The organism is Streptomyces coacervatus (assembly GCF_029223485.1).
Taxonomy (GTDB): Bacteria; Actinomycetota; Actinomycetes; order Streptomycetales; family Streptomycetaceae; genus Streptomyces; species Streptomyces coacervatus.
The window spans coordinates 277,648-304,347 of the sequence record NZ_JARHTP010000004.1 but is presented as its reverse complement, the minus strand read 5'-3'; the positions used below and the strand labels follow the sequence as shown (position 1 = coordinate 304,347).

At 70.6% G+C, this 26,700-nt stretch carries 24 protein-coding genes and 1 pseudogene; 11 read left to right on the top strand and 14 right to left on the bottom strand.

Annotated features, from left to right (window positions below; all coding sequences use genetic code 11):
- Positions 1-10: 10 nt before the first annotated feature.
- From P2Q00_RS12300 to P2Q00_RS12285, 4 genes and pseudogenes are all read right to left on the bottom strand, one after another.
- Positions 11-874 (bottom strand): carbohydrate ABC transporter permease, encoded by an 864-nt coding sequence (locus tag P2Q00_RS12300; RefSeq protein ID WP_275772295.1) that lies wholly within the window; start codon positions 872-874, stop codon positions 11-13.
- Positions 871-1,848 carry a carbohydrate ABC transporter permease gene (locus tag P2Q00_RS12295; RefSeq protein ID WP_275772293.1) on the bottom strand — a complete coding sequence of 326 codons (978 nt, stop codon included), beginning with the start codon at positions 1,846-1,848 and terminating at the stop codon, positions 871-873. The genes P2Q00_RS12300 and P2Q00_RS12295 overlap by 4 nt, the downstream gene beginning before the upstream one ends.
- Positions 1,849-1,875: 27 nt before the next feature.
- Positions 1,876-3,206 (bottom strand): annotated as a pseudogene (locus P2Q00_RS12290) (ABC transporter substrate-binding protein).
- 150 nt (positions 3,207-3,356) lie between these two features.
- A complete protein-coding gene (locus tag P2Q00_RS12285) occupies positions 3,357-4,439 on the bottom strand; it encodes a substrate-binding domain-containing protein (protein ID WP_275772291.1) in 1,083 nt (360 codons plus the stop codon).
- A gap of 152 nt (positions 4,440-4,591) precedes the next feature.
- On the opposite strand from P2Q00_RS12285, the gene P2Q00_RS12280 reads away from it, so the two are divergent.
- Positions 4,592-5,128 (top strand): hypothetical protein, encoded by a 537-nt coding sequence (locus tag P2Q00_RS12280; protein ID WP_275772288.1) that lies wholly within the window; start codon positions 4,592-4,594, stop codon positions 5,126-5,128.
- Between the two features lie 70 nt (positions 5,129-5,198).
- On the opposite strand, the gene P2Q00_RS12275 is transcribed toward P2Q00_RS12280, so the two are convergent.
- A complete protein-coding gene (locus P2Q00_RS12275; RefSeq protein WP_275772287.1) occupies positions 5,199-5,327 on the bottom strand; it encodes a hypothetical protein in 129 nt (42 codons plus the stop codon).
- A 135-nt stretch (positions 5,328-5,462) separates the two neighbouring features.
- Between P2Q00_RS12275 and P2Q00_RS12270 the strand changes: the two genes are divergently transcribed.
- Positions 5,463-6,419 carry a GlxA family transcriptional regulator gene (locus P2Q00_RS12270; RefSeq protein ID WP_275772286.1) on the top strand — a complete coding sequence of 319 codons (957 nt, stop codon included), beginning with the start codon at positions 5,463-5,465 and terminating at the stop codon, positions 6,417-6,419.
- Between the two features lie 132 nt (positions 6,420-6,551).
- A complete protein-coding gene (gap, locus tag P2Q00_RS12265) occupies positions 6,552-7,550 on the top strand; it encodes a type I glyceraldehyde-3-phosphate dehydrogenase (RefSeq protein WP_275772284.1) in 999 nt (332 codons plus the stop codon).
- Positions 7,551-7,738: 188 nt separating this feature from the next.
- On the opposite strand, the gene P2Q00_RS12260 is transcribed toward gap, so the two are convergent.
- Positions 7,739-8,560, bottom strand: a complete 822-nt coding sequence (locus tag P2Q00_RS12260) for an SAM-dependent methyltransferase (protein ID WP_275772283.1) — start codon at positions 8,558-8,560, stop codon at positions 7,739-7,741.
- Positions 8,561-8,717: 157 nt separating this feature from the next.
- Between P2Q00_RS12260 and P2Q00_RS12255 the strand changes: the two genes are divergently transcribed.
- Complete coding sequence (locus tag P2Q00_RS12255; protein ID WP_275772281.1) at positions 8,718-11,372, top strand: discoidin domain-containing protein; 2,655 nt, start codon at positions 8,718-8,720, stop codon at positions 11,370-11,372.
- Positions 11,373-11,412: 40 nt separating this feature from the next.
- Here the strand turns inward: P2Q00_RS12255 and P2Q00_RS12250 are convergent, their stop codons facing one another.
- Together P2Q00_RS12250 and P2Q00_RS12245 are read right to left on the bottom strand one after the other, a co-directional pair.
- A complete protein-coding gene (locus tag P2Q00_RS12250; protein WP_275772279.1) occupies positions 11,413-12,648 on the bottom strand; it encodes an alpha/beta hydrolase family protein in 1,236 nt (411 codons plus the stop codon).
- Between the two features lie 146 nt (positions 12,649-12,794).
- The gene (locus P2Q00_RS12245; RefSeq protein WP_275772277.1) at positions 12,795-13,943 is read right to left on the bottom strand and encodes a permease; all 1,149 of its coding nucleotides are present in this window, start codon (positions 13,941-13,943) and stop codon (positions 12,795-12,797) included.
- Between the two features lie 136 nt (positions 13,944-14,079).
- Here P2Q00_RS12245 and P2Q00_RS12240 point away from each other — a divergent pair, with 136 nt between their 5' ends.
- Positions 14,080-14,703 (top strand): DUF1326 domain-containing protein, encoded by a 624-nt coding sequence (locus tag P2Q00_RS12240; protein ID WP_275772275.1) that lies wholly within the window; start codon positions 14,080-14,082, stop codon positions 14,701-14,703.
- Here the strand turns inward: P2Q00_RS12240 and P2Q00_RS12235 are convergent.
- The 4 genes from P2Q00_RS12235 to P2Q00_RS12220 all read right to left on the bottom strand — a co-directional run bounded on the left by P2Q00_RS12235 (position 14,622) and on the right by P2Q00_RS12220 (position 18,308).
- Positions 14,622-14,993 (bottom strand): hypothetical protein, encoded by a 372-nt coding sequence (locus P2Q00_RS12235; protein WP_275772273.1) that lies wholly within the window; start codon positions 14,991-14,993, stop codon positions 14,622-14,624. The two genes, P2Q00_RS12240 and P2Q00_RS12235, sit on opposite strands and share 82 nt — an antisense overlap.
- Positions 14,990-15,826: a DUF2182 domain-containing protein gene (locus tag P2Q00_RS12230; RefSeq protein ID WP_275772271.1), complete on the bottom strand. Its 837-nt coding sequence runs from the start codon at positions 15,824-15,826 to the stop codon at positions 14,990-14,992. The genes P2Q00_RS12235 and P2Q00_RS12230 overlap by 4 nt, the downstream gene beginning before the upstream one ends.
- 132 nt (positions 15,827-15,958) lie before the next feature.
- Complete coding sequence (locus P2Q00_RS12225) at positions 15,959-17,275, bottom strand: flavin-containing monooxygenase (RefSeq protein WP_275772269.1); 1,317 nt, start codon at positions 17,273-17,275, stop codon at positions 15,959-15,961.
- A gap of 118 nt (positions 17,276-17,393) precedes the next feature.
- Entirely contained in the window at positions 17,394-18,308 is a 915-nt protein-coding gene (locus P2Q00_RS12220) for a LysR family transcriptional regulator (protein ID WP_275772267.1), read from the bottom strand.
- A 225-nt stretch (positions 18,309-18,533) separates the two neighbouring features.
- Here P2Q00_RS12220 and P2Q00_RS12215 point away from each other — a divergent pair, with 225 nt between their 5' ends.
- The 4 genes from P2Q00_RS12215 to P2Q00_RS12200 all read left to right on the top strand — a co-directional run bounded on the left by P2Q00_RS12215 (position 18,534) and on the right by P2Q00_RS12200 (position 22,715).
- On the top strand, positions 18,534-20,408 hold the full coding sequence (locus P2Q00_RS12215) for an APC family permease (RefSeq protein WP_275772266.1): 1,875 nt from the start codon (positions 18,534-18,536) through the stop codon (positions 20,406-20,408).
- Positions 20,409-20,459: 51 nt separating this feature from the next.
- Positions 20,460-21,224, top strand: a complete 765-nt coding sequence (locus P2Q00_RS12210) for an SDR family NAD(P)-dependent oxidoreductase (RefSeq protein WP_275772264.1) — start codon at positions 20,460-20,462, stop codon at positions 21,222-21,224.
- Positions 21,202-21,930: an SDR family NAD(P)-dependent oxidoreductase gene (locus tag P2Q00_RS12205; protein WP_275772262.1), complete on the top strand. Its 729-nt coding sequence runs from the start codon at positions 21,202-21,204 to the stop codon at positions 21,928-21,930. Before P2Q00_RS12210 ends, P2Q00_RS12205 begins: the two co-directional genes overlap by 23 nt.
- Before the next feature lie 134 nt (positions 21,931-22,064).
- Entirely contained in the window at positions 22,065-22,715 is a 651-nt protein-coding gene (locus tag P2Q00_RS12200; protein ID WP_275772260.1) for a methyltransferase family protein, read from the top strand.
- Positions 22,716-22,762: 47 nt separating this feature from the next.
- On the opposite strand, the gene P2Q00_RS12195 is transcribed toward P2Q00_RS12200, so the two are convergent.
- On the bottom strand, positions 22,763-23,182 hold the full coding sequence (locus P2Q00_RS12195) for a winged helix-turn-helix transcriptional regulator (RefSeq protein ID WP_275772259.1): 420 nt from the start codon (positions 23,180-23,182) through the stop codon (positions 22,763-22,765).
- 87 nt (positions 23,183-23,269) lie between these two features.
- On the opposite strand from P2Q00_RS12195, the gene P2Q00_RS12190 reads away from it, so the two are divergent.
- The gene (locus P2Q00_RS12190) at positions 23,270-24,121 is read left to right on the top strand and encodes an NAD(P)H-binding protein (protein WP_275772256.1); all 852 of its coding nucleotides are present in this window, start codon (positions 23,270-23,272) and stop codon (positions 24,119-24,121) included.
- Positions 24,122-24,416: 295 nt separating this feature from the next.
- A complete protein-coding gene (locus P2Q00_RS12185; RefSeq protein WP_275772710.1) occupies positions 24,417-25,391 on the top strand; it encodes a phosphotransferase family protein in 975 nt (324 codons plus the stop codon).
- Positions 25,392-25,771: 380 nt separating this feature from the next.
- Here P2Q00_RS12185 and P2Q00_RS12180 read toward each other — a convergent pair whose 3' ends face one another.
- Complete coding sequence (locus P2Q00_RS12180) at positions 25,772-26,695, bottom strand: SDR family oxidoreductase (RefSeq protein WP_275772254.1); 924 nt, start codon at positions 26,693-26,695, stop codon at positions 25,772-25,774.
- Positions 26,696-26,700: the final 5 nt, after the last annotated feature.

Sequence of the window (26,700 nt, the reverse complement as noted above, 5' to 3'; positions counted from 1 at the left end):
ACAGGCGCGGTCACTTGACGGACCCCGCCGTCAGTCCGCTGCGCCAGAAGCGCTGCAGCAGGACGAAGGCGAGGATCAGCGGGAGCACGGCCAGCAGCGAGCCCATGATGACCACCGGGTAGTACTCGGGCGAGACGGTGGCCGAGCTGTTCCACGTGTACAGGCCGAGGCTCACGGGATATAGGTCCTGGTTCGACAGCATCACCATCGGCAGGAAGAAGTTGTTCCAGATCGCCGTGAGCTGGAACAGGAACACGGTCACCAGTCCGGGGCCGAGCATGCGCAGCGACACCCTGGCGTACGTCGTGAGCTCCCCGGCACCGTCGATGCGGGCGGCCTCCAGGACCTCGTCGGGGACGTAGCCCCGGCTGAAGATACGGCCCAGGTAGACGCCGAACGGGTTGAACAGGACCGGGATGAACACCGACCAGTAGGTGTTGACCAGGCCCGCGTCGGAGGCCATCAGGTACAGCGGCAGCGCGAGCACGGTCTGCGGGACCATGACCGCCGCCAGCACCAGCCCGAACAGCTTCTCCTTGTGCCGGAAGCGGTACTTGTCGAAGGCGTACCCGCAGGCCACGCTGACCAGCGCACCTACCGCGGCGCCGACGACGGCGTACAGCAGGCTGTTGACGTACCAGCGTCCGTACTGGCCGTCGTCCATGGTGAACAGGTCGTGCAGGTTCTGCCCGAAGGAGAAGTCCTTCAGCGACAGCACGTTGCTGCCGAACAGGGCGTCACGGGTCTTGCCGGCGGCCAGGACCAGCCACAACACGGGCAGCAGGGTGTAGAGCACGGAGAGGGCGACCACGACGTTGACGGTGGCGCGACCCAGGAGCCTCGGGCGGACGAGGGTGTCGTCGGCGGCGCTCATCGGGCCTCCTCGGCGCGGTCGGCACGGCTGGTCCAGCGGGTGACGCCGTAGGACAGGACGACGGTGCACAGCAGCAGGACGACCGAGGCTGCCGCCGCCAGGCTGTAGTTGTTGCGGGTGAAGGCGGCGTCGTAGATGTACATGCTCGGCGAGAACCGGGCGCTGATCATCGGGGAGGACTGGCTGAGCAGCATCGGCTCGGTGAACAGCTGCAGGCCCCAGATGAGGGTGAACATGGCGACCATGACGATCGAGGCACGCACCAGCGGCGCCTTGACCTGCAGGGCGGTGCGCACCGGGCCGGCGCCGTCGACGACCGACGCCTCGATCACCTCACGGGGCACGGCCTGCAGGGCGGCGTAGAAGACCACCATGTTGTAGCCGAGGTTGCTCCACAGCGCGATGTTCACGATCGACGGGAGCACGGTGTGCAGGCCCAGGAAGTCGAGATGGATGTCGGCCTTGGCGAACAGCTCGACGACCGGGCTGATGCCGGGTGTGTAGAGGTAGAGCCAGATCAGTGCGGCGATGATGCCGGGCACGGCGTGCGGCAGAAACAGGCCGAGCTGTGCCGTGGCCCGCAGCCGTACGACACCGGAGTCCAGCAGCAGCGCCAGCGCGAGCGAGCCGATCACCATGGCGGGGAGGTAGATCAGGCAGTACAGGGCGACCGTGCCGAGCCCGGACAGGAAGGTGGGGTCGGTCAGGACGGCGGCGTAGCTGCGCAGTCCGACGAAGACCGTGCGGGCGTCGCTGAAGCCGAGACCGGGGTGGTCGTCGCTGTGGAAGCTGAGGTAGACGGCGGTGCCTACAGGGATCAGGAAGACGGTGACGAGCAGCGCGAAGAAGGGCGCCATCAGGACGCCGCAGGCGCCGAGTTGACGGCGGCGGGCCGCCTTGCGGCTACGGCGGGCGGATGCCGGGGCGGCGGTGGGACGTGCGGCGGCCGGGGCGTGCTGGGTGGTCGCGGTCATAGGGATTTCACCTGCCTTTCGGGCGGCTCAGGTGCTGTGCTGGGTGGTGGACAGACCCAGGGCCTTCAGATCGGGCATGGTGCCGTCCTGCGCCGCGCGGGCCGCGCCGATGAGGGTGCCCTGGCCGGCGCTCACCCGGGCGAAGGCGTCCTGCATCACCCTCCCGGTGGCGGTCATCCGGGGCCCCACACCCAGCCGTCGCGGATCTTGTGGGCCTCCTGCTCGAAGAGGCGGTAGATGTCCTGGCCGCCGTAGTAGGAGCGGTCGAAGGCCTTGCGGCCGACGGCTACGAGCGCGGTGGCAGCCGGGTACTGGCTGCTGGTGCCGCTGGAGAGGCGGGCGCGCAGCGAGTCGGGGTGGGAGACCTGCCACTCGATGAACTCCATGGCGGCCTCGGGGTGCCGGCTGTCCTTGGTGACGGCGAAGGTGGAGCCGCCGTGCGTGCCGACGTAGGGACGAGCCGGGTCCCACTGCGGCAGCGGCGCGATTCGCCACTGTCCCTGCTGCGCGGGCCGCGCCTTCATCTGCGCACCGGCGTCCCAGGCCCCGCTGAGGCGGGTGAGGACCAGACCGTCGGCGATCTGCGCGTCGGACTGGCGGTTGTCGACGGCGTTCATGAACACCGCGTCGTCGTCGATGAGTTGCTGCCAGTACGAGGCCACACGCCGGGTGGGCGCGTCGGCAAGGGAGACGTTCCAGGCGCCGTGGGAGGTGTCGAACCAGTGGGCGCCGGTCTGCCAGCTGTAGGCGGCGAACTGCGTCGCGCCGTCGGTGGGGAACAGGACCAGCCGCCGCTTGGGTGCCTTGCGTGCGACGGTGTGCGCGAGCCCTGCGAACTCGTCCCAGGTGCGGGGCACTTGGAGGCCGTACTGCTCGAAGAGGTCGGTGCGGTAGTGCATGACCATCGGCTCGACGTCGAGCGGGACGCTGTAGACACGGTCCTGAAAGGTCGTCAGGCCAAGGGCCTGGGGCAGGAGTTTGGCGCGCAGGCCGTCGCCGACCAGGGCGGTGATGTCGCGGGCGACGCCGTCGCTGGCGAAGCCGGGCAGCTGCGGGTACTCGATCGTGGCGACGTCGGGCGCGTTGCCGGCCCGGGCGGCGTTGCTGAGCTTGGCGTAGCCGCCCTGACCGCCGGACGGGATCTGCTGGAAGTCGACCTGGATACGGTCATGGGTGCGGTTGAACGCGTCCACCACCTCCTGACTGCCGCGCAGGGCCGACCAGAAGGCGATGCGGGTGGTTCCGCCGGTGCTGCGCGCACCGCCTGCCGCCTTGCTGCTGCAGGCGCTCACGGCCCCTGTCAGCGGCAGCGCGGCCATCGCGGCGAGCACGGATCGACGGCTGTGCCGACCAGGCATGGCGCCTCCCGAAGCTCCTGCGTGCCCGAACGGGCCCGACCTGTTCGAGTCACGGGAATCCTCAACGCCCCACAACAAACGGTCAAGAGACCGATCAGAAGAAAATAAAGCGGTCAAACGCTCATGCGGGGGTGCTTCATGCGGGGTGCTTCATGCGGGTCGGGTCGAGCCGCGCACCGTGAGCGCGGGCAGCAACTCGATGCGCTGCACCGCCCGCGCACCGCCCGCGCCCGGATCGTCGATGCGCCGCAGCAGCAACTCCGCGGCCACCCGCCCGACCTCGCCCTTCGGCGGCGACACGGCCGTCAGCGGCGGGGAGCCAAGGCCGGCCACCACGTCGTCGTAGGCGACGACCGAGCAGTCCTCCGGCACCCGCACCCCGTTCCCGGCGAGCTGCTGCACCAGCATCAGGGCGTCCACGTCGCCGTGCAGGACCGCGGCCGTCGCACCCGCCTTGCGCAACACCGCGGCCAGATCCGTCACTTCGGTGGGCTCCCGGTCCAGGCCGCCGCGGGAGGCACTCAGCGTCCAGACCCACTCCTCCACCAGCGGGTGCGCACCCGCGATCTCGGCCAGGGCGGCGCGCAGAGTGCGCGCGGTGGGGCTGTCGTCGCGGGTCGCGAACACCAGCCGCCGGTGGCCGAGGCCCACGAGGTGCTCGACGGCGAGGTGGGCGCCGTACCAGTGGTCCGAGCAGACCGAATCCATGGCGTGCAGGGCACTGCCCCTGGGCGGCCGGCGCTCCATCAGCACCGTCGGCACGTCCAGTTCGGCGAGCCAGCGGTAGTCCGCCTCCTCGGTGGCCGGGCTGCGCCACCGCGGCGCGAGCAGCACACCCCGTGCACCGTCCGCCAACGCCCGCTCCACCTGCGGTCGTTCGGCGCCGGGCACCTGCGGCGCGATGTGCAGGGCGACTCGCACACCGGCCGCGTCGAGCACGGTGCGGGCGCCGTGCAGGGCCTCGTAGAGGTAGGAGTGCCGCTCGGGCACCACCACGGCCACGGTGTCACCGTCGCCACCGACGCGCTCCGGCAACTCCTGCGCGGGCAGCGTCGAACGCACCACGCCATGCCCGCGCCGCAGCCGCCCCTCACGGGTCAGCTCCTCGACGTCCCGCCGGATCGTCACCACCGACACCTGCAGCTCGGCGGCCAGATCCCGCACCCGCGCCGTACCGCGCGCCTGCACAGCGGCCAGAATCCGCTGTCGCCTGAGATCGACCGGCTCGCGCATGCTGGCCTCCGCCCCGGATGTTCGGTCGCCCCGGATGTTCGTTTGAGCGATCGGGGCGCCATCATACGATCGCTCGGGGAGTGAGAACAGCGGGCTTCGGACGGTTGTCGACCGGGAGATCGATCGGCAGCATGGTCGCTGTGGATCAGGGCTTGGCAGCGGTACTCGGGGCAGGCGTCGGCGTCGTGGGCACACTGGGCACTGCGTGTCTGACGTATCTGGCGACTCGACAGCAGGCCAAGGACCAGGGGCGTGTGGAGCACGGGCAGTGGTTACGCGGCCGGCGCCAACTCGCGTACGAGGACTTCCTCATCGCCTACGAACGCTTCGCGGGAGCCGCAACGGCGATGGAGGACGCACTGGAGGACGGCCGGACCGAAGGACTGGAGAACCTGGCGGCCGGCCTCAAGGAGGCGGTGGAGACCTTCGGGAACACCCGAAGCCGAGTCGCGGTCGCCGGACCTCAGTTCGCCTCGCAGAGCGCGGGGCAGATCGCAACCCTCCTGCGGGGCGCTCACAGGTCCCTCCTGACCTGGCGCGACGACCTGCTGTCGGGAGCCGACGTCTCCGACCGGAGTGCCCAACTACGCGAACTGCAAGGGCAGATACAACTCGCCTACCGGGACTTCGTACGTGATGTGCGCAGCATTCTGGAGGCACCTCCGGATGCCGGCGGGGAGAAGCTGTAGCGCTCACCCACGTCGATCTGCGCCGCATCGCCCGTGGTGGCGTGCTGCCGACGCGGCTGGACCTGCCCGCTCAGGCCACCGCCACCGGGACGGTCCCGGCACTGCTGCGCGGCCTCGTACGGACGCCGGAACGCAGGGCTGCCGACGACCCCGCGGCCTCCGCGGACGGCGGTTCGCTCGCCGTGAGCAGGCGGGTCATGTGGTTGCGGGCCTTCCGCGGTCGGCCGCCGGGCGACGGCCGCGCCGATGCCCGACGACGAACCGGCGAGGTTCCGCCCACCTGCCGGTGCGCAGATGATCCGGCCCGCCCTGCACCCCTCGTACCCTGTTCCCCGTGCCGCCCTCCCGTCTCCATCGCGTCGCCGTCCTGGTCCTGGAAGGCGCGAAGCCGCTTGATGTCGGCATTCCCGCGCAGGTGTTCACGACCCGCGCGAGCATGCCGTACGAGGTGCGGGTGTGCGGTGCGGCGCCCGGGCTAGTGGCCGGTGGCGACGGGCTGGCCTACCACGTCGCCGACGGCCTCGATGCGCTCGCGTGGGCCGACATCGTGTTTGTGCCCGGCTACCGTTTCCCGGACCGCGAGGACCCGCCGCGGGCCGTCGTCGAGGCGCTGATCGCCGCCCATGACCGGGGCGCACGGCTCGCCGCCATCTCCACGGGCGCCTTCGCGCTCGCCGCCACCGGCCTGCTCGACGGCAAGCGCGCCACGACGCACTGGCACTACACGCGGGCCCTCGCGGAGAAGCACCCGCTCGTCCGGGTCGACGAGAACGTCCTGTTCGTCGACGAGGGCAGCGTGCTGACGTCTGCCGGCGCCGCCTCCGGTATCGACCTGTGCCTGCACATCCTGCGCGGGGACCTCGGCGTGGCCGCCTCCAACCATGCGGCCCGGCGCCTGGTCGCGGCCCCCTACCGCAGCGGCGGCCAGGCGCAGTACGTGCCGCGCAGTGTGCCCGAGCCGCTCGGCGAGCGCTTCGCCGCCACCCGCGAGTGGGCCCTGCACCGGCTCGACGAACCCCTCGGCCTCGACACCCTCGCCCAGCACGCGGCCGTCTCACCGCGCACCTTCTCGCGGCGCTTCGTGGAGGACACCGGATACACACCCATGCAGTGGGTCATGCGCGCCCGCATCGACCTGGCCCGTGAACTGCTCGAACGCTCGGAGCGGAGCGTCGAGCAGATCGCGAATGACGTCGGCCTAGGCACCGGCGCAAATCTGCGCATGCACTTCCAGCGCATCCTCGGGACCACGCCGAGCGAGTACCGGCGCACGTTCACCCAGGGCGAGTAGCCCACGCCGCCCCTCCGGCGGGCTTGGCGCGATCCTTGCGAACCATGGCGCTCACGCCACGGCCACGACCGGATCCCGCACGCGAGGCTGGTGATGAACCCGCACGAGCCGCAGAGACACCAAGGGGTATTCATGACTCGCGTCGCCATCAACGGATTCGGCCGCATCGGACGCAATGTGCTGCGCGCCCTGCTCGAACGCGACACCGACCTCGAGATCGTCGCCGTCAACGACCTCACCGAGCCCGCCACCCTCGCCCGGCTCCTCGCCTACGACTCCACGGCCGGCCGCCTCGGTCGCCCGGTGACCGTCGACGGGGACACCCTCGTCGTCGACGGCCGGCGCATCAAGGTGCTCGCCGAGCGCGACCCGGCGCAGCTGCCCTGGGCCGAACTCGGCGTCGACGTCGCGCTGGAGTCCACCGGCCGCTTCACCTCCGCCAAGGCCGCCCGCGCCCACCTCGACGCGGGCGCGAGGAAGGTCCTCGTCAGCGCGCCCTCGGACGGCGCCGACGTCACCCTCGCGTACGGGGTCAACACCGACGCCTACGACCCGGAACTGCACACGATCGTCTCGAACGCCTCCTGCACCACCAACGCGCTCGCGCCGCTCGCCGCGGTCCTCGACGACCTCGCCGGTATCGAGCACGGCTTCATGACCACGGTGCACGCATACACCCAGGAGCAGAACCTCCAGGACGGCCCGCACCGAGACGCCCGCCGCGCCCGCGCAGCCGGCATCAACATCGTTCCCACCACGACGGGCGCCGCGAAGGCGATCGGCCTCGTGCTGCCGGGCCTCGACGGCAAGCTGTCGGGCGACTCGATCCGCGTGCCGGTTCCGGTGGGTTCGATCGTCGAGCTCAACACGACCGTCGCCCGCGAGGTGACCCGCGAGGACGTGCTGGCGGCCTACCGTGCCGCGGCCGAGGGCCCGTTGGCCGGTGTCCTCGAATACTCCGACGACCCGCTCGTGTCGTCCGACATCACCGGCAACCCGGCCTCGTCGATCTTCGACTCGGCCCTCACCCGAGTCGACGGCCGCCACATCAAGGTGGTCGCCTGGTACGACAACGAGTGGGGCTTCTCCAACCGGGTGATCGACACTCTGGAGCTCCTCGCGGCCGGCTGACCGGCGTCGGCCGCCCTCGCCGGGCGCGGGTAGCCCTGCGGCCCGCCGACGTCCGAGGCCGGTCGTACCTCGTCGAACGCCCCTCGATTTCCGGTCGGGCATGGCCCGGCTCGGGTTCGGCGACCTGAAGAACCTCGACATCGCCCCCCTCCCCGCCCGGCTCCAACGCCCGGCGGGGAGCGGCGTGTTCACGGCTTGCGTGCCACCCCGCAGAACTGCGTCACATCGACGATCTCGCCGACCTCGGGCTGCTGCGCCTGCCAGCGCGAGCACGACACCACGCCGGGCTCCAGCAGTTCCAGGCCGTCGAAGAAGCGCAGCAGCTGCTCGCGGCTGCGGAGTTTCATCGGCGCCGAGCCCTGCTCGTTCCAGCTGGCCACCGCCGCCGTCATGGCCTCGGTGTGGACCTCTGCGGTGGGATGGGCGAGCGCCAGGTAGCTGCCCGAGGGCAGGGCGGCGATCAGCCGGTCGACGATCTCGTACGCCTGCTCGTCGTCGTTCACGAACTGCATGATGCCCAGCAGCATCAGCGCCACCGGCTGGGCGAAGTCCAGCGTCCGGGCGGCGCCCTCGATGATCGGGCCGGGTTCGTGGACGTCGCCGTCGATGTAGTCCGTGACGCCCTCGGAGCTGCTGGTGAGCAGGGCCTGGGCGTGGACCAGGACCAGGGGGTCGTTGTCCACGTAGACGATCCGCGAGGCGGGGGCCAGCCGCTGGGCGACCTCGTGCGTGTTGTCCGCGGTGGGCAGGCCGGTCCCCAGGTCGAGGAACTGGCGGACGCCCGCCTCACCGACCAGATGCCGCACCGCCCGGCCCAGGAACGCCCGGTCGGCCCGGGCGGCGTCGACGATCTCCGGGAAGTACTCCAGGACCTGGTCGCCCATGGCGCGGTCGGGGGCGTAGTTGTCCTTGCCGCCCAGCCAGTAGTTCCACACCCGTGCCGAATGCGGGGTGGTCAGATCCAGCCGCGCCAGCACGGCCTCACGGTCGGCGGCCGGTTCCTCGGTCATGCCACGCTCCTCGTCCTGGACCGACGGTCGCTTCGACCGCCGCCCCCTCGCGCCTGTGGGCAAGCGCCAACGTAGCGGGCGGTGTTGGCTCGGGCCACTGATTCCCCGATCTTCACAGTGGCCTCAGCTTGGGTCTCATCAGATACATCGGAGCTAAGTGAAACGTCTGTTCGTACTGGCCACTGTGGCAGCCCTGTTGGCCCTCCCTGCGCAGGCGCAGGCAGCGGGCCCCGGCCGCAACTACCATGTCGCGCCCTGGGGCAGGGACCAGGCGTATGGCTCCCCGACCAGCCCCTTCCGCACCATCGGCGCCTGCCTCTCCCGCGTCCGCCCCGGCGACACCTGCCTCATCCACCGCGGCACCTACCGCGAGCAGGTGACCCCGCCCTCCGGCACGAAGGACGCCCCGATCACCCACGCCGCGTACGGCGACGGCCCGGTGACCGTCGACGGAACCGAGCCGGTGACCGGCTGGAAGGACGTCGGCGGTGGACTGGTCGCCGCCGACACGAAGCTGCCGCTCGACTCCGACTTCAACGCGGTGTTCCTGGACAACGACCGTGCCCCCGAGGGCCGTTGGCCCAACTCCGGCTCCGATCCGCTGAACACCACCTGGGCCGAGGCCGACCCCACCTCCACCGACCAGCACATCGACGACCCCGACCTCCCGGCCGCCGACTGGACCGGCGCGACCGTGCACCTGTGGGCCGGCTCCAACCCCTGGGCCCAGCAGACCGGCACGGTCACCGCCACTGCCCCTGGCAACCTGGACTTCAAGGGCGGCAACCACCGCTGCCCGCCCCTGTGCATGGGCAATCAGAACTACCGCAACTACTACCTCGTGGGCTCGAAGGCCGCCCTCGACCAGCCGGGGGAGTGGTACTACGACAAGGCCGCGCACCGGCTCTACCTCGTCCCGCCGAAGGACGGGATGGCCGGACACACGGCGACCGCCAAGCACCGCATCTGGGGCATGGACCTGAGCAACACCTCCTACGTCACCGTGCGCGGCCTGAACCTGTGGGGCACCTCCCTGCGAACGGGCCCGTCCAGCACGGGAGTTGTGGTCGACGGCCTGCACGCCACATACATCTCCGAGTTCTCGACCCTGCCCATGCCCCCGGACAGCGACCTGGCGATCCCGCCCTCCGAGGGGCACATCGTCGCCTCCCGCATCCTCGACTCCGGCGTGCAGATCCTCGGCACCGGCAACACCCTTGAGAACAGCGAGATCTCGCAGTCCGCGGGCGACGGCGTCCTGGTGCGCGGCACCGGAAACACGGTCACCGACAACTACATCCACGATGTCGGCTGGATGGGCAGCTACACCCCCGGCATCGAGATCAACGGCAACGACCACACGGTCACGCACAACACGATCCGCCGCACCGGACGCGCCTCCATCGACACCGCCTGGCAGCTCAACGGCACCGAGTTCCACGGCAACCGCATCGCCTACAACGACCTGTCCGAGGCGATGCGCACCTCCCGCGACGGCTCACCCTTCTATGTCTGCTGCAGCCTGAACGGCTCCGGCACCTCCATCGACCACAACACCGCGCACGACGCCGACGGCCAGGTGGGCTTCTACGTCGACAACTACTCCGGCCACTTCCTCCTGCACCACAACGTCGCATGGAACACCGGGAGTCGAGGGACCTTCTTCAACGGCCACACCGGCCCGAGCATCGCCAACCAGGACCACAACTCCAGCTACGGCCCGGGAATCAACGGCAACTCGGTGCTGCTGAGCGGTGCGACCGACGCCTCCGGCTCGTACCTCAGCAACATCGTCGGGCCGCAGCCGGTCAGCGCGAGCCGGACGGGCGATCCGCCGCCCGTGGTCCGCTCCAACCTGATCAGCGAGCAGCCCGGCTACACGGACGCGGTCAACGGCGAACTGTGGCCGACTGCCGGCTCACCCGTCATCGACGCGGGCGAGACGATCGACGGAGTGACCACCGAAGTCCGGGGCGCGGCCGCCGACATCGGCGCCTACGAATACGGCGAGCCGATCTGGTCGGCCGGCTGCAGCCTCCCCGGCTGCCGGCAGCGCGTCCGGCACGGCACCTGGACCGCGACCGCAAGCGACGGCACGGACGCCTCAGCCGCCGTCGACGGGGACATCAACACCCGCTGGACGGCCGACACCGCGCAGGCGCCCGGTCAGTCGCTGACCGTCGACCTGGGCGAGTCGAAGACCTTCGACCGCCTCGCCCTAGACGCGGGACGCGACACCAGTGGACAGCCGTACGGCTTCTCGGTGTCGGCCAGCCACGACGGCACGCACTGGGGCAAGAACCTCGCCCGGGTCTCCGGCCGTTCCTTCACCCAGGACGCCGCCTTCCCGACCCGGACGGCCCGTTACGTCCGGATCACCCTCACCGCACGTGGCCCCGTCCCCTGGGTGGTCAACGACCTGCGCCTGTACGGCGAGGGCCCCGACGCCTCCACCACGCTCCAGGCCGAGCAGGGCACGTCCGTGGTCGGGGCGGAGTCCGGTACGGCCGCCACCGGCGCACTGGGCGACGGCGACCGGATCGGCTTCGGGCGGGCGAGCATGAGCGGCGACCGCCTCACCGTGCGTCTCGCCTCCACCTGCACCAGCGGCTGCACACTCCAACTCCGCCTCGACACCCCGCACGGTCCCCTGGCGGCAACCCTTCCCGTGCACCCGACCGGCTCCGCCGACACCTGGCAGGAACAGCCCGTCGCCCTGTCCCGTCGGCTGACCGGCATCCACACCCTCTACCTCGTCGCGAAGGGGGGTCCTCGGGTCGCGGCCCTGGACTGGCTGACGATCGGTGAGTGAGAGAGGCCGGGCGCGCCCCTATTGGCCGGGCGCGCAACCCTTAGAAGAAGCGTGCCTCCGGCAGGCGCCTCGACGGCCCGTCCAGCAGCCCGTCGTCGTCCCGCCCGCGCAACTCGCGGTCGAAGAAGGCGGCGATGCAGGCCCGTTGGGCGGTGATCGCGTGCCCCGGGTCGATGGTGCCGATGTTCTCGACGACGGTCTTCCGGGGCAGACCGAGCCCCCGGGCGATCTGCGGGACGACGGCCTCGGCATCGGTGTACGTGGCGTGTTGCGCGCCCCGCAGGCTCAGACCCCGGCGCGGGCCACGGCTGTGCCGCCACAGCGCCGCCCAGGACGGCACCGTGCCGAGGTTGTTGCCGTCCTTGCCGATCAGCAGGAAGGGGCGGTCGAGGCCGTCGACGGCCACCGTGGAAAGGTTGCCGGGGGTGCTGTCGTCCTGGACGTAGGCGAGAACGCCGTCCAGGTTCGCTGCTGCTGCGATGCGCCGGTCGTCGTGCATGGCCTGCAAGGCGGTGAAGCCACCCGCCGACTGACCGAACATGCCGATGCGGCCGAAGTCCGCCAGGCCGCACAGGTCTTGAGGCAGTGCCCTCGGCAGTACGTCGAGGAGGAAGCGGGTGTCGGCCACGCGTACGGCCATGGTCTTCCGCAACAGCGCCGTGATGCGCTTCCGGTCCGGGTACGCCTTGGCGAACTCCGCCGGTAGTACGGAGCGTTCGACACGGCCGCCGGGGAACTGGACCGCGGAGGCGTCATAGGTGTGATCGACGGTCACCACGACATGGCCCCGGGAGGCGAGGTCGTCGCAGAGCGTGGTGCCGAAGGAGCGCGGGTCCCCGACACCGGGGGAGTAGCAGACGACCGGGAACGGGCCGCCGTTCCGGTCGGCGGGTGCGCCTTCGTGGGCATGGGTGCGGGTGGCCGCCCAGTCGACCTGGCTGCCGGGTACATCGGTGAGGTTGTTCAGGTCCGCGAATCCGGCGGCTTCGCCGGGGAGCATCTGGGGTGCGGCCGGGTACCCGCCGACGCGCCGCGCCGGGTACCGGATGCTGATCATGAGCTCCCGGTACGGCTGCCTCGTGATCCAGGGATCGGCCCGCGAGGCATCCACGAGGCGCAGCGAAACCGTCCCCACGGGATGCGGGCCGCTGGGTGCGGGCAATGTCAGCCGCACCGGCCCGGCCCTGCGCGGCCCGGCGGACGCGGCTCGTGCCGGGACGGCGGACAGGGCGAGCGCTGCAACAGCCGACAGCATGGCGGTGCGGCGGGTCTGCATGCCTGAACTCCTTTGTCTGTACTACGTGTTCAACGACCACGTACAGACTTGTGGAGCCACCCGGTCACCGACCATCCGGCAGGCCGGTTGATCCGCATGGGGGTTATCCCACAGGAATCCAGTCACCCAGTGATCCAGTCACCCAGTCACCCAGTCACCTGGGCTTCGGGCGAGCCGCCCATCATCCGCAGCATGGCTGGGCCGCCGGTGCGCCAGAACCGTACGAGCAGCGTCGCGGCCAGCAGCAGAAAGGCGATGTTGAGCCACGTCGTGTAGTTCCAGGTGATCCCCTCCTCGGGGATCGTGGCATCGGCCTGGTCGGGGATCAGCCCCAGCCCGCCGAAGGCGAACTCGACGACGTACCCGGCGACGGCCATCGCGGTGAAGAAGGTGACCAGGAGGAAGACGGCCGTCCGGGCGCCGTAGTACTTCCGGTAGATGTTCAGGATGGGGAGGATCAGCAGGTCGGCGTAGATGAAGGAGATCACACCGCCGAAGCTGATACCGCCCTTCCACAGGACCACGGCCAGCGGCACATTGCCGATCGAGCAGACGAACGTGGCGATCGCCACCAGGGGCCCGACCAGTGGGCCGACCACCTTGGCGGCGACCGGATGGCCCGCCAGGAAGAACGTGTGCCAGAAGTCGTCCGGCACCCAGGCCGCGATCGCCCCCGCGATCAGTAGTCCCGCCACCAGGTCGCGCATGATCGCCGCCCATTCCATGACGAAGATGTGCGCCACGGACGTGAAGCCGGCCCCGGAGAACAGGCGCCGCGCGAAGCCGCCCTCCGTCTGCACCGACATGTCCATGGCCGCGTGGCCCTCCATCGATCCCGCGATCCCGCGCTCCGCCTGCTCCCGCGCCCGGTGCAGCAGCCGCTCGCGCAGGAAAAGGCGGAACAGCACGGCGAGTACGACGATCATGATCGGCCCGCCGGTGAACTCGGCGGCCGTGAACTGCCAGCCCATCAGCAGCGCGAGGATCACGCCGAGCTCCACCACCAGATTGGTGGAGGCGATCTCGAATGCCATCGCCGACGTGAAGTCCGCTCCCTTGCGGAACAGCGAACGGGCCAGGGCCACGGCCGCGTACGAGCAGGAGGACGAGGCCGCCCCGAACCCGGCCGCCCGGGCGAGAGTGCTCGGCCGGTCGTCCCCCAGCAGCCGGACGACCGTCGACCGGCGCACCACCGCCTGCACCACGGCCGACAAGGTGAAACCGAGGATCAGCGCCCAGGTGACCTCCCAGGTCATCGACCCGGTGATGGACAACGCGTGGCCGATCGCTTCCACAGGGCACCTGCTTCCGCCGGGTTCGGATCGTTTCACCGTGATGTGCCGTTATGCCGTTTACATGCTCATTTGTCAGGCATAGCGTAAAAGTAAAGGACGACGCTCGCCGCCATCATCATCGGAGAGGGGAGCACTCATGTCGTGGACGATATCCGGCACCTATGTGGCCGGTTGCTCTTGTGCGGTGTTGTGCAGCTGTCCGTACGACGGTCAGCCGCGGGACGCCAGGGGCGGGACCGAATGCCGGGGCACCGCCGTGTTCCATGTGGCCGACGGGAATCTGGACGATCTGGACCTGTCCGGCGTGGACTTCGCGTTCTACAACCTGTTCCCCTCCAATCTGTCCTCCGGCGACTGGAAGGTCGGACTGGTCGTGGACAGCGCGGCCGGCGACGAGCAGGCCGAGGCCCTGGAGCGCATCCTGTCCGGCCGGGAGGGCGGCCCGTTCGGCCAGCTGTCGCAGTTCTACGGGGAGTACCTGGGCATGGAGCGGGCCGGCGTCTCCCTCACGGAGGGAGAGAAGCCGGGCTTCACGGTCGAGGGCCGTACGGAACTCTCCTACGAGCCGCTCACCGGCCCCGACGGCAGCGCGACGAAGATCAAGAACGCCATGTTCGGGTTCGCGCCCGAATTCGAGGTCGGCCGGACCACCGGCCGTTCCGACGCCTTCGGGCTGAGCTACGAGGCGTCGTACGGCGAGCGGGCCGAGTACGTCTTCAGCAGCGAGGAGGCCGCGGAGGCCGCCCACGGCCGCGTCTGAGCGAGAGGGCGGGTCCGAGCCGGAGAGCGGCTCCTCGCGACCGTGTTCTCGGCGGCCTCGTTGTCGAGGTGCGCGCCGATCGCCCTCCTTGTGGGCGCCCTGCTCTCGCTGGTCAACCAGGGCGCGGTGATCGCGTCCGGCGACGCCACTGCCGCGGCCTGGTTGCGGGTGCCGGTCAACTGCCCGGTGCCGTTCTGCATGTCCAGTGCGGGCTTCTTCAGCTCCCGGCGGGCCGCCTGGCGCGGCGCACGGTCTTCGTCGGGCAGGTCTTCCGGAACCCGGTGAGTCACATGCCGTCCATCGATGGCATCGATCCCTGCAGCCCCGGCAGCACCCAGTCCTGGAACGGTGCGAGCACGGCCAGCACGAGGAACGCGACGCCCACCACCCGGGCCAGCAGCGGGCCACGGGACCACAGCTTCTCCACGAAGATCACCACGGCCAGCCCGGCCATCGCCGCCACGTTCATCACGCCGAGCGGGATCAGGACGACCATCAGTCCCGCGCAGCAGCCGACACAGTAGGCGCCGTGATGGACGCCCACCCGGAGATCGCGGGCCGGCTGCCGGAATCCGGCGTAGTGCACCAGGTGGCTCATGGGGTCGCGGCAGTGCCGCAGACAGACGTATTTGAGGGGGCCGAGCTGGTACAGGCCCGCGAGCAGGAAGGCCGCCGAGCCGATCCAGCGTCCGGCGGTCGGATGATCGTCCACCAGGTGCCCGGTGAGGGCCAGCGCCGCATAGGCGAGCAGCCCGAACGCGGTCCACACCAGCAGATACCCGGCCACGAACTCGATGGTGCGCACGGTCCGTGTCCAGCCGGAGGACTGCCGGCCGATGCCCCGCACCCAGGTGATGGCCACCGGCGCCATGGAGGGCAGCATCATGGCCGCCATCATCGTCACCCACAGCAGCAGGAACAGCGGCAGCGCCATCCCCATCGTGCCCGGCTCGACCCCCATGTCCCGGGCCTGCCCGATCGTCAGCGCCCAGGCGGGCACCGCGATCAGGACGACCAGCAGCCAGGCGGCCGCGAGATCCCGCGCCGACAGCAGTCCTCCACCCGATCCGGTCGGCGCGGGCGACCGGGCGGAAGCGACGGTGGAAGTCCGGATGTGACGCATCGGCGTGCTCTCCTGCAGACACTTCCAGGACAGCACGCCTGCGTGTGCGGCGCCAGCGCGACGAACGGGAACTCAACCTGGACGTGGGGCCCTGCTCCCCGAACCGCATGGTTTGCCGACCCCGCACCGGCCTCACACCGGCTGGAGCGAGGCGGCCGCGTTCCCCGAGGACATCTCGTAGGCCGTGAGCAGGCGTTCGGTGTCGGCCATCTGCCTCAGCCAGCCGTCGCGGACCACGTCGATGCCCGTCTCGGGCTCCTGCAGGGAGGCCAGGTAGCGGGCGACGGGGGCACCCCCCGGGCCCGCCTGCTCGTGCAGTGCGATCATCCTGGCCGCGAGCTTGGCCTGCATGCCGTAGACCGGGATCTGGGGGCCGCGCGGCGCGATGAGGCCGATGAAGTACAGCTTCTCGACGCTGTCGGTCACCGTGCCGCCCGCGTAGCGCACCGGCGCCCCGGCGGTCCAGGGGAAGAGGGAGTCGTCGAGGAACGGGAGCCGGACGTTGAAGCCGGTGGCCCACAGGATGGTGTCGTACTCGCGGGCCGAGCCGTCGGCGAAGTGGACGGTCCTGCCGTCGAACCGCTCGATTCCCGGACGGACGGTGATGCGGCCGTGCTGGATCCAGTACAGGAGAAGGTCGTTGACGACCGCCCGGCCCTCGGCGAGGGTCGCACCCTCGGGTCGGGGCAGGCCCGGGTAGGCGTTCCACTCCCCGATGGACAGCCGGGCCATGAGCCGGTTGATCAGATCCTGCTCCGCCGGGGAGAACTCGGCGAGGAACGGGACCTGCTGGCGGGGCACTCCGAAGTATGTCTTGGGCTGGAACCACGAGCCGTGCCGGATGACGATGTCGGCGTCCAGCCGATGCTGGGCGAGATCGACGGCCAGGTCGCAGCCGGAGTTGCCGGCGCCGACGACGAGGACGCGGTCTCCTTCGAGGTCGGAGATGTTCCGGTAGACCCCGGAGTGGATCGACCTGCCGGTGAACTCGCCCGGGATGTCGGGAACTTTGGGGTCCCACAGATGGCCGTTGGCCACGAGGACGCCGTCGTAGATCTCGTCGTCCCCCGCGGCGGTGGTCACCCGCCAGCCGTGCGCGCCGATCCGTGCGTCTGCCGCTGATGCGGGCGCCTCGACCGGTTCGACACTCGTCACCGCGGTACCGAACCGGATGATGTCGTAGAGGCCGTGCTCGCGTGCGTACGACTCGATGTAGGCGCGCACCTGGTCGCGGCGCGGGAAGTGCGGATAGTCGGCGGGCATCGGGAAGTCCTCGAACGCCGTCATGTCACGTGACGTGATGAGGTGCAGGGCGTCGTAGTCGGTGTGCCAGTGGCCGCCGACCCGGTCGGTCTTCTCGAAGCAGTCGACGTCGTGGCCGAGTCGGCGCAACTGCTGGAGGGCTGAGACGCCTGCGGCGCCGGCACCGATGACGCAGTAGCGGGGCATGGGGATTCCCTTCGTGGACGGGATCCGTGCGGGATGCGCAAAGGGGGATGACGGAAGTATCGGCAGCGGGGCTGCTCCAGGTGAAGCCACGATTTCCGGCATTCCCCATAGGGTTTCCCTATGGGTGCGCAAGACCCCCCAGCCGGGCCAGGTGCTTCGCCGCCAGTTCCATCAGCACGCGAGTGGCGGGGGAGAGGTGGGCCCGCCGCCGGGTGATGAACGCGAAGGTTTCGTGCAGCGGCGGGTCCAGCGAGACCGCGTGCAGCCGGTCCAGGTAACCGAGGCAACGGGCGAGCGGCAGGGAGCTGACGGTGTCGCCGACTCCGCGCGCGGCGAGGGAGATGGCCAGGGCGGGGGACTCCACCTCGACCACCGGCGTCAGGGAGAAGCCCTCTTTCTGCACCCGCTCCAGGAGCCTGCGCCGGGTGGGGTCTGCGTTGCCCCAGCGTGCCTCGGGGAGGATGAGCGGCGCACCGGCCAGCCGCTCGGCCGTGAGCGGCTGGGTGACGCGGGACGGGTCGGCGCTGAGGTAGACCGCCTCGCAGGTCCATGCGGCGTTGCTCACGTCGAGGCCGCGGTCGTCCACGGGGAGTGAGACGAGCCCCGCCTCCAGCGTGCCGTCGCGGACGGCGTCCGCCACCTCCGTGGAGTTGAGCCCGACGACCCGGACCCGCACATGCGGATGACGTTCGTGGAAATCGGCGATCAGCTCCCCCAGCAGCAGATGCTGCGCGCTGCTGAACGTGCCGAACGTGACGGTGCCGCCGGTCAGCGTGCGCACGCCGCGCACCGACTCCGCCGCCTCCCTGGCGGCGGCAAGAGCATGCTGGGCGCGCGGCAGCAGCAGCTGCCCGGCGTCGGTCAGCACCAGCTTGCGGTTGGTGCGCACGAAGAGCGGCACGCCGAGCGAGTGCTCCAGACGCCGTATCTGCTCGGACAGGCTCGGCTGGGCTATGTACAGCGCCTCGGCGGCCGCGGAGAAGGAGCCGTGCTCGACGGCGGCGAGGAAATAGGTCAACTGCTGGAGTGTCATCGCGCCTGCCAAAGGTGCTTCCGGAAGCTCTGCCAGAGGTTCTTCCTTGAGGAACCCCGGAACTTCGAGGGTTCACCGATCGCCCGGGGGCTCCTCATACTCACCGCAAGCGCTGAGGCGGTCAACGGCCGTACGCACAAGCCGCAGTCGGCCCCGGACCTCCCCGCACCCTCACGCTCAGACTCCTCCCACCTCGCCATTTCCCAGGTCCCCCGGAGGTCTCTCGTGCTGCAATCTCCTGAGCAGTCCCAGCAAACAGCCCCGGACGAGGGCGCGGACGGCAGACTCCGCCGCACCATGTCCCTGCAGCAGGTCCTGTTCCTCGGCGTCGGCGGCCAGATCGGCTCGGGCTGGCTGTTCGCCATGCTCTACGCCGCCGGTGCCGCGGGCCCCGCCGCGATCATCTCCTGGCTGATCGGCGGCGCCCTGATCATGCTGATCGCGCTGGCGTGGATGGAGGTGGGCGCCGCGCTGCCCCGCAGCGGTGCCATCGTCCGCTACCCCTACCTCACCCACGGCGGCCTGACCGGCTGGATCATGGGTTTCTCGTACTGGATCGCCAACATCTCGCTGCCCGCGATCGAGGCGCTCGCCGTCATCACCTACCTCGGCAGCGCTTTCCCCGGCCTCGACCTGATGGAGGTCAAGGCCGGCGTCTCGGTGCTGACCTGGCCGGCCGGCGTCCTGGCCGGCATCGGCCTCATGATCCTCTTCTATCTGATCAACACCTTCGGCGTACGGCTGCTCAGCGAGGCCAACCGATGGGTGACCTGGTGGAAGATCATCGTCCCGTCGGCGACCTTCGTCCTGCTCCTCTTCGTCTTCAACTCCTCCAACTACACGGCCCAGGGCTTCTTCCCGGGAGGCGGCGGCTCGGTCTTCGAGACGGTCGCCGTGTCCGGCATCGCCTTCGCGCTGATGGGCTTCCGCGGCGTCATCGACTTCAGCGGCGAGGTGGTCAACCCGCGGCGCACCATCCCGCTGGGCACGATCGGCTGCGTACTGATCCCGCTGGCCGTCTACCTCGCCCTGCAGATCGCCTTCATCGGCGCCGTCAACTGGCATGACGCGGGCCTCTCCGTGGGCAACTGGTCGGGCCTGGGCGGCAGTTCATGGGCGGACGGCCCGCTGCTGCACGCCCTGCGCGCCTCGTCCATGGCAGCGCTCGGCGCCTTCGCGACCGTGCTGCTCATCGACGCCGTCGTCTCGCCGGGCGGCGCGGGCTACATCTATCTCGGCACCGCCGCCCGCGTCGGCTTCGGGCTGAGCGTGCACGGCTATCTGCCCAAGGCGTTCCAGAAGACCAACAAGCACGGCATCCCCTGGTTCTCCACCCTGGTCACCTTCGTCGTCGGCTGCGTGTTCTTCCTGCCCGCACCGAGCTGGTACCGGCTGGTCGGCTTCATCAGCGCGGCGATGGTGCTGAGCGCCCTGATGGCGGCCGTCTGTCTGCCCGTGATGCGCCGTCACGCGCCGTCCCTGCCAAGGCCGTTCGTCCTGCGGCAGCCGAAGCTGTGGGCACCGGCAGGCTTCCTCGCCGCCGCCGGAATCATGTACTGGGCGGGCTATGTCACCCTCGTCAACCTCACCGTGGTGACCTTCGCCGGCCTCGCGGTGTACGGCGCCCACTACGCCCCGCACCGCGGCTGGATCCCCCGTCCCGTCGGCCTCACGGTCAGCGCGGTCTACCTCGCCGCCTGGATCTACGTCAGCGACATGGGCGGCTGGTTCCTCGCCACCGGCACCAAGGCCGCCGACGGCAGCTGGCCGTTCCCCGTGTACTGCGCGGCAAGCACGGCCGTGGTCGCCGCCTACTGCGCCACCGTGTGGTGGCTGGCCGACGCCGAGGGCAGAAGGCACACCCGCAGCGGCTTCTGGCTGGTCTTCCTGCTCCTGGCGACCCTTCCGGTCTCGTACGTCGGTGAGTTCGGCCCCGTGAAGGACCTCGCGTTCCCCGCCGGGACCCTCATCGAACTCGGGGTGGCCCTCACCGCCTACTACTGGGGCGTCGCCTCCGGGTTCGCCACCGAAGAACTGGAGCAGAGCGTCGCGCTGGAGATCAGCCGCGACGCCACCCCGGCCGTCGCCCTCGCCGACTGAGCCGCAACCCCGCACGTCACGGCACCCGAACACCCGCCGAAGGAGCCCGAGTTGAGCTCACCCACCCCCTCTTCGCCCCCTGCCCGCCTGACCGGCAGAACCGTACTGATCACCGGCGGGTCCCGCGGACAGGGCGCCTCGCACGCCGAACGGCTCGCCTCCGAAGGCGCCCGGGTGCTGGCCTGCGACGTCCTCGACGACGAGGGCAAAGCCACCGCCGCCCGACTCCAGGAGGCCGGGCTGGACGTGGAGTACCTGCATCTCGACGTCACGTCGCCCGACGACTGGGCGGCAGCCGTGGAGCACGCCCGCAGGACGACCGGCCGCCTGGACGTGCTGGTCAACAACGCCGGCATCATCCACGTCAACCCGCTTCTCGACGAGCGCGCCCGGGACTGGAACGCCACCCTCGCGGTCAACACCACCGGCCCGCTGCTCGGCATCCAGGCGGCGGCCCCGCTGATGCGCTCGGGCGGCGGCGGCTCGATCATCAACATCGCCTCGATCTTCGGCGTGGTCGGCGCCGCCGGTTACGTCGCCTACTGCGCCAGCAAGGGCGCCCTGATCGCGCTCACCAAGACCGCCGCCCTGGAACTGGCCGCCGACGGCATCCGCGTCAACGCCCTCTGCCCCGGCGGGGTCAGCACCCCCATGAACGAACACGAGAAGGAAGGCGGCGTGATCCCGCAGACCCCGCTGGGCCGCCGCGCCCACGTCCGGGAGATCTCCGGCGCCGTCGCCTTCCTGGCATCCGAAGACTCCAGCTTCACCACCGGAACGGAGATGATCATCGATGGCGGCTTCCTCGCACACTGAGGCTGTCGACAGCACGGCTGTGGTGACCGGCGCGGCGAGCGGCATGGGCAAGGCCGTCGCCGAACGCTTCCTCACCGAGGGCTGGACGGTCCTCGGGGTGGACCGTGACGCCGAGGCGCTCGACAAGGCGGCCGCCGAACTCGGCGCGGCCTTCCACCCGGTACCGGTGGACATCACCGACCGTGCGGCCGTCTCCACGGCACTCGGCTCCCCGGTCGGCCTGCGTGCGGTGGTCAACGCGGCGGGCATCTACCCGCCCACTCTCCTCGCCGACTACGACGAGCAGACGTACCGCCGCATCTTTGACGTGAACGTCCTCGGCAGCCTCAACGTCACCGCCGAGGCAGCCCCCGCCCTGCGCGCCTCCGGCGGCGGCACCGTCGTCAACTTCGCCTCCATCGACGCCTTCGCCGTCTCCCCGGGCCAGCTGCTCTACAGCGCCTCGAAGGCCGCCGTGGTCTGCCTGACCCGTTCCCTCGCCCAGGAACTCGGCCGCGACGGCATCGCTGTCAACGCCATCGCCCCCGGCTGGGTCGACACCCCGGGCACCCGCGCGGGCGGCCGCATGCAACAGGCCGTGGCCGCAGTCCCGTTGGGCCGGGCGGCCCGGCCCGAGGAGATCGCGGACTGGGTCTGGAAGCTGTGCCACGGCAGCTACCTGACCGGCGAGACGCTCGTCGTCAGCGGCGGCCTCACGGTCCGCTGACCCGGCCGGAGGACGACACGACCAACCCCATGGGCCGACCCCACGGGCAGGGCCGCCTCAGCCCGTGGGTGGAGACCTCTCCATCGACCCGTGGGTGGTGGTGATCCACCGGGTGCGCGGAGCAGGCTTGAAGCATGGGCTCTCTCCACTCGGCACTTGTCGCTCTCAGCGGCGTCTGCGTCCTGGTCTTCGTCGTGGCCTGGATCGCGGGCGCCGTCTACTTCGGCGTGCGGAGCCAGGCCGGCCTGCGCGGCTGGGTGCATGGACTTCGTCGCACATTGCCCCGCCGGGTTCTGCTGATAGCAGGCGTCTACGTCTTCTCCACGCTGGTCCGTCACTCGCGGGACCTCTGGCGCCATCTGCAGTACTGGCAGCCCGAACTCGCACTGCTGGGCGGCCTTCTCGCCGTCGCCTCCACCGCGTTGCTGCTGTGGGCCCGCTGGGTTCTGGGCACGATGTGGGCCGGCGTCCCGACGGTCCGGGAGCACCACGAGCTGCGCACCGACGGCCCCTACCGACTGGTCCGCCACCCCATCTACACCGGGCTGCTGGGCCTGATCACCGGCTCCATGCTTGCCTGCGGCTTCGGCGCGTGGATTGCCGTCATGGCCGTCGCCATACCGTGGCTGCTGCGCCGGGTGCGGATCGAGGACGCTCTCATGGCGGGCCGGTTCGGCACGTCCTACGACGCCTACCGCGCTCGAGTCCCGGCGCTGATCCCCTGGACGCGCCCCGCCGTGCCGGCAGAGAGGGGCAGCAGCTCTGAACCTGACGGACGTCATTGACAGCACATCCGTGACAGGCGTCCGGTGCGCGGCGATGAGGGTGGCCGTCAGCGGATGTCGTGACCAGGGTGGGTCCGGTCGTATGCGTGCCGTGCCTCGGCGATGACGGCACGGTGAGTGAGGGACCAGTCGGCGAGTGCCTTGACCAGGTGGGTCAGTCCGGTCCCGATCTCGCTCAGACGGTAGTCGACCTGGGCCGGGACGGTCGGGTACACGGTGCGCAGCACAAGGCCGTCGCGTTCGAGCCTGCGCACGGTGAGGGTGAGCATGCGCTGGGAGATGCCGTCTATGGCGCGCTGGAGTTCGCGGAACCTGCGCGGACCGCCCGCGAGTTCGACGATCACGAGCACCGACCACTTGTCCCCGATGCGGTCCAGGACGTCACGGATGCCGCAGTCGGGATGCTCCTCGCGTCCGCAGGGCTCGAGGTCGGCGGGGGTGGTTACCCCGGTGTGCGTGAGTGACATGAAACTGCCTTCTTGTGGCCGGTGGGCGTGCGGTCGAGGATCAAGCGTAGTTACCGATGAGAACCACGACGGAAGACTGCGACTGACATGATCTTGGTGACCGGAGCGAACGGGAACCTCGGCTCGGCCACTCTTGCGGCCCTGCGTGCCCGCGGCGTCGCCGCGACGGGCGGCAGCCGCACGCCGGGCGCGGGGATGCGACGCCTCGACTTCGACGATCCTGCGGGCCTCGACCTCACCGGTGTGTCGACCCTGGTGCTGATCTCCGCCGGCTATGCCGAGGACGACCAGGTCGTCGGGCGGCATACGGCGGTCCTGGACACCGCCGTCCGGGACGGCGTCCGCCACGTCGTCTACACGAGCCTGACCGGTGCCGGCGAGCATCTCGGTTTCGCGCTCGCGCACCGTGCGACCGAACGCCTTGTCCGGGCAAGCGGGTTGCCCTGGACGATCCTGCGCAACGGCCTCTACGCCGAACTCTTCGGCGGCCTGCTGATGTGGGCCGAGGACGGTGTGGAGTCGGCGTTCGGGGACGGCGCCCTGGCCGCGGTCGCGCGGGAGGATCTCGCCGATGCCGCGGCGATCGTGGCGGCGCATCCGACACGGCACGAGGGGCGCGTCCATGACCTCGTCGGCATGCCGATCACGGCGGTTCAGGTGGCCGACCGGCTCGGGGTCCCGCACCGCACCATTGGCCTCGGCGAGTACCGGCGCAGGCTTCTCGAAGAGACGCCGGGACTGCTGCCATTCCAGCCGCCCATGCTCGCCTCGATAGCCACAGGCATCCGACACGGCTTCCTGGACGGCACCACCCCCGACCTCGCGGACCTCCTCGGCCGCCCGGCCCGCGACCCACTGGCCTCGGCAGTTGCGGCCGCGTCCGCCACAAGACCAGAAGCAAGGATCCAGCGGCATCCGGCGTCCCCCTGCTCCACCTGATCATCATCCAGGGGGCGGGACAGGACCTGACCCACCCCCTTCCGGATCAGCCTGCGGCCTTGCGGCGCGCGAGGTCGGCGGCGACGGGGCAGCGATCCGGGCGGGACCGGGTGCCGGACGGCGGTGCCGCGGCGCGGTGAGGGGGTGGCCCGAGGTGGCCTCGGGTTGTCGGACGTTCGCTCGGCAGGTCACGGCGGTCGCGGTCGGCACGGCCCTGGCCCCGCTGTCCGCTGCTCCCGTAACGTGCGCGAGTCGTCGTGGCGAAGGGGAGGTCCGGAACGTGGAGCTCAGGGGAGTGACGCGGGAGCAGCTGGCGAGTGCGGCGCGGGACGCGCTGGGCGCCCGGCGGCGGCTGGAGGCGGTCCGGCGGATCGCGGGCGGCAGCAAAAAGGGCGTGTACCGCCTGGTGATGGACGATGCCACCACCGCGATCGCCTACTTGTGGGACGACGCCGAGAACTACTGGCCGGCGGCCGAGGGCGACGACGACCTCACCGACCCGTTCTCGCCCGGTCTCGGGCTCGACCTGTTCGAGGCGGCACACGCGCGGCTGGACGCGCTCGGAGTCCGCGTCCCCGCGATCCGGCTCGTCGACCGTGACGGCTCCCACTGCCCGGCCGACCTGGCGATCGTCGAGGACCTCCCGGGCGAGAACCTGGAGCAACTGCTCGCGCGCGATCCGCGCGCGGCTGCTCCGGTCATGGCCCGGCTCGGGGAGGCGTTGGAGACGATGCGGCGTCATCGGGCGCCCCGGTACGGCAAGGTGGCCGTGGTCGACGCAGGAGGAACCTCGCGCGGGACGTCGTGCGAGGGTGTCGTCCTGGAGCGCGCGCTGCGGGACCTCGCCGAGGCGGCGTCGCGCGATCCGCGGATCGCGGCAGCCCGCGACCGGCTGGAGGAGCGGCTGCTCCGCCTGGCAGCGGCGGTGCAGCCGCGAACGGAGTACGCGGTCGTACACGGCGAACTGGGCCCCGACCATGTGCTGGTGGACCCGGACGGGAACCCCGTGGCGATCGACATCGAGGGCACGATGTACTTCGACGTCGAGTGGGAGCACGTCTTTCTGCAGATCCGCCTGCACGACGCCTACCAGCCGCTGGCGGTCGACGCACTCGACGAGGACCGGCTCGCGCTCTACATGCTGGCCCAGCGGCTCTCGCTGACGGCGGGTCCACTGCGGCTGCTCGACGGAGACTTCCCCGACCGGTCGTTCATGGCAGGGATCGCCGAGCACAACCTGAAGCAGGCGCTGGAACTGATCCGCACCTGAACGCCCCTGGCGTCCTGCCTGTTCTCGAACGCCAGGGCGTCCAGATGGGCCAACTGGTCGGCCGCAGCGGCCCGTTCGCCGTCCGCACCGACCACCACGAGCACCGGCACCTGCATACGGCCGGGCGGCTCCACCGGCATGGCGACGACCGAATCCAGCACGTGGAGCAGGGCGACCGGATCCACGCCATTCGACGGGAGTCACTGCATTCAGCAGCGTCGGCGGCGCACGCGTACCGCTCAGTGGCCGGCGGCCCCGGTCGCGGAGGGAGCCCCGGCCTCCGCTGCTATCGGGCTGCCCGAGGCCTCCACGCGACAGGGACATGTCTGGCCTGGACGAACCTGACGCTCCCACCGCCGGCGGTGGATACGACCGCCCGGTCAGGTGGTCGTAACAGGAGTGTGGAAGTAGTGACCCTTGTCGAGGTCTTCGAGGAGGCCGGGGCCGGTCGGCTGCCAGTCCAGGACTTCGCGGGTGAGGGTGTTGGACGCCGGGCCGTCGAGTCCGAGGAAGCGGCCCAGCCACGCGAAGTGCTCGACCGCGGCCTCGGGGGCCACGGAGGTCACCGGCACGTCGAGGTGACGGCCGATCACCTCGGCGACGTCGCGAATCGGGACGCCTTCCTCCGCGACGCCGTGCAGTACCGCGCCCGCGGGGGCCTTCTCGACCGCCAGGCGGAACAGCCGTGCGGCGTCGAGGCGGTGGACGGCCGGCCAGCGGTTGGCGCCGTCGCCGATGAATCCGGAGACCCCCTTGGCCCGGGCGACGGCGACCAGGGCCGCCATGAACCCGTTGTCTCCTTCGCCATGGCAGGTCGGAGACAGCCGCACCACGGACGGGCGTACGCCGCGCGAAGCGAGTGCGAGCACCTCCGTGGCGGTCGCCGAGCGGATGGAAACCGGTGAGCCGTCGACCGCGGGCCTGTCCCGCTCCGTCGACACCTGCCCCGGCTTGAGACCGACCAGCCCGGAGGCGAGGACGAAGGGACGGCCGGTGCCGGCCAGTGCCTCGCCGAGGGTCTCGACGGCGCGGCGGTCGGCCTCGGCAGCACCCTGGAAGTCGCCGGAAAAGGCGAGGTCGTGCTTGAAGGCGAGGTGGACCACGCCGTCCGACGCGGCGGCGGCGCTGCCCAGGACGTCGAGGTCGTCGACGGTGCCGCGGACCACTTCCGCGCCGGCGGTGGTGAGCGCAGCGGCAGAGGCATCGGAGCGGGCGAGCCCGGTGACCCGGTGCCCCGCGTCCAGGAGTTCGGGAACCAGGGCGGAGCCGATCCAGCCGGACGCGCCGGTCACGAAGATGCGCATGGGTA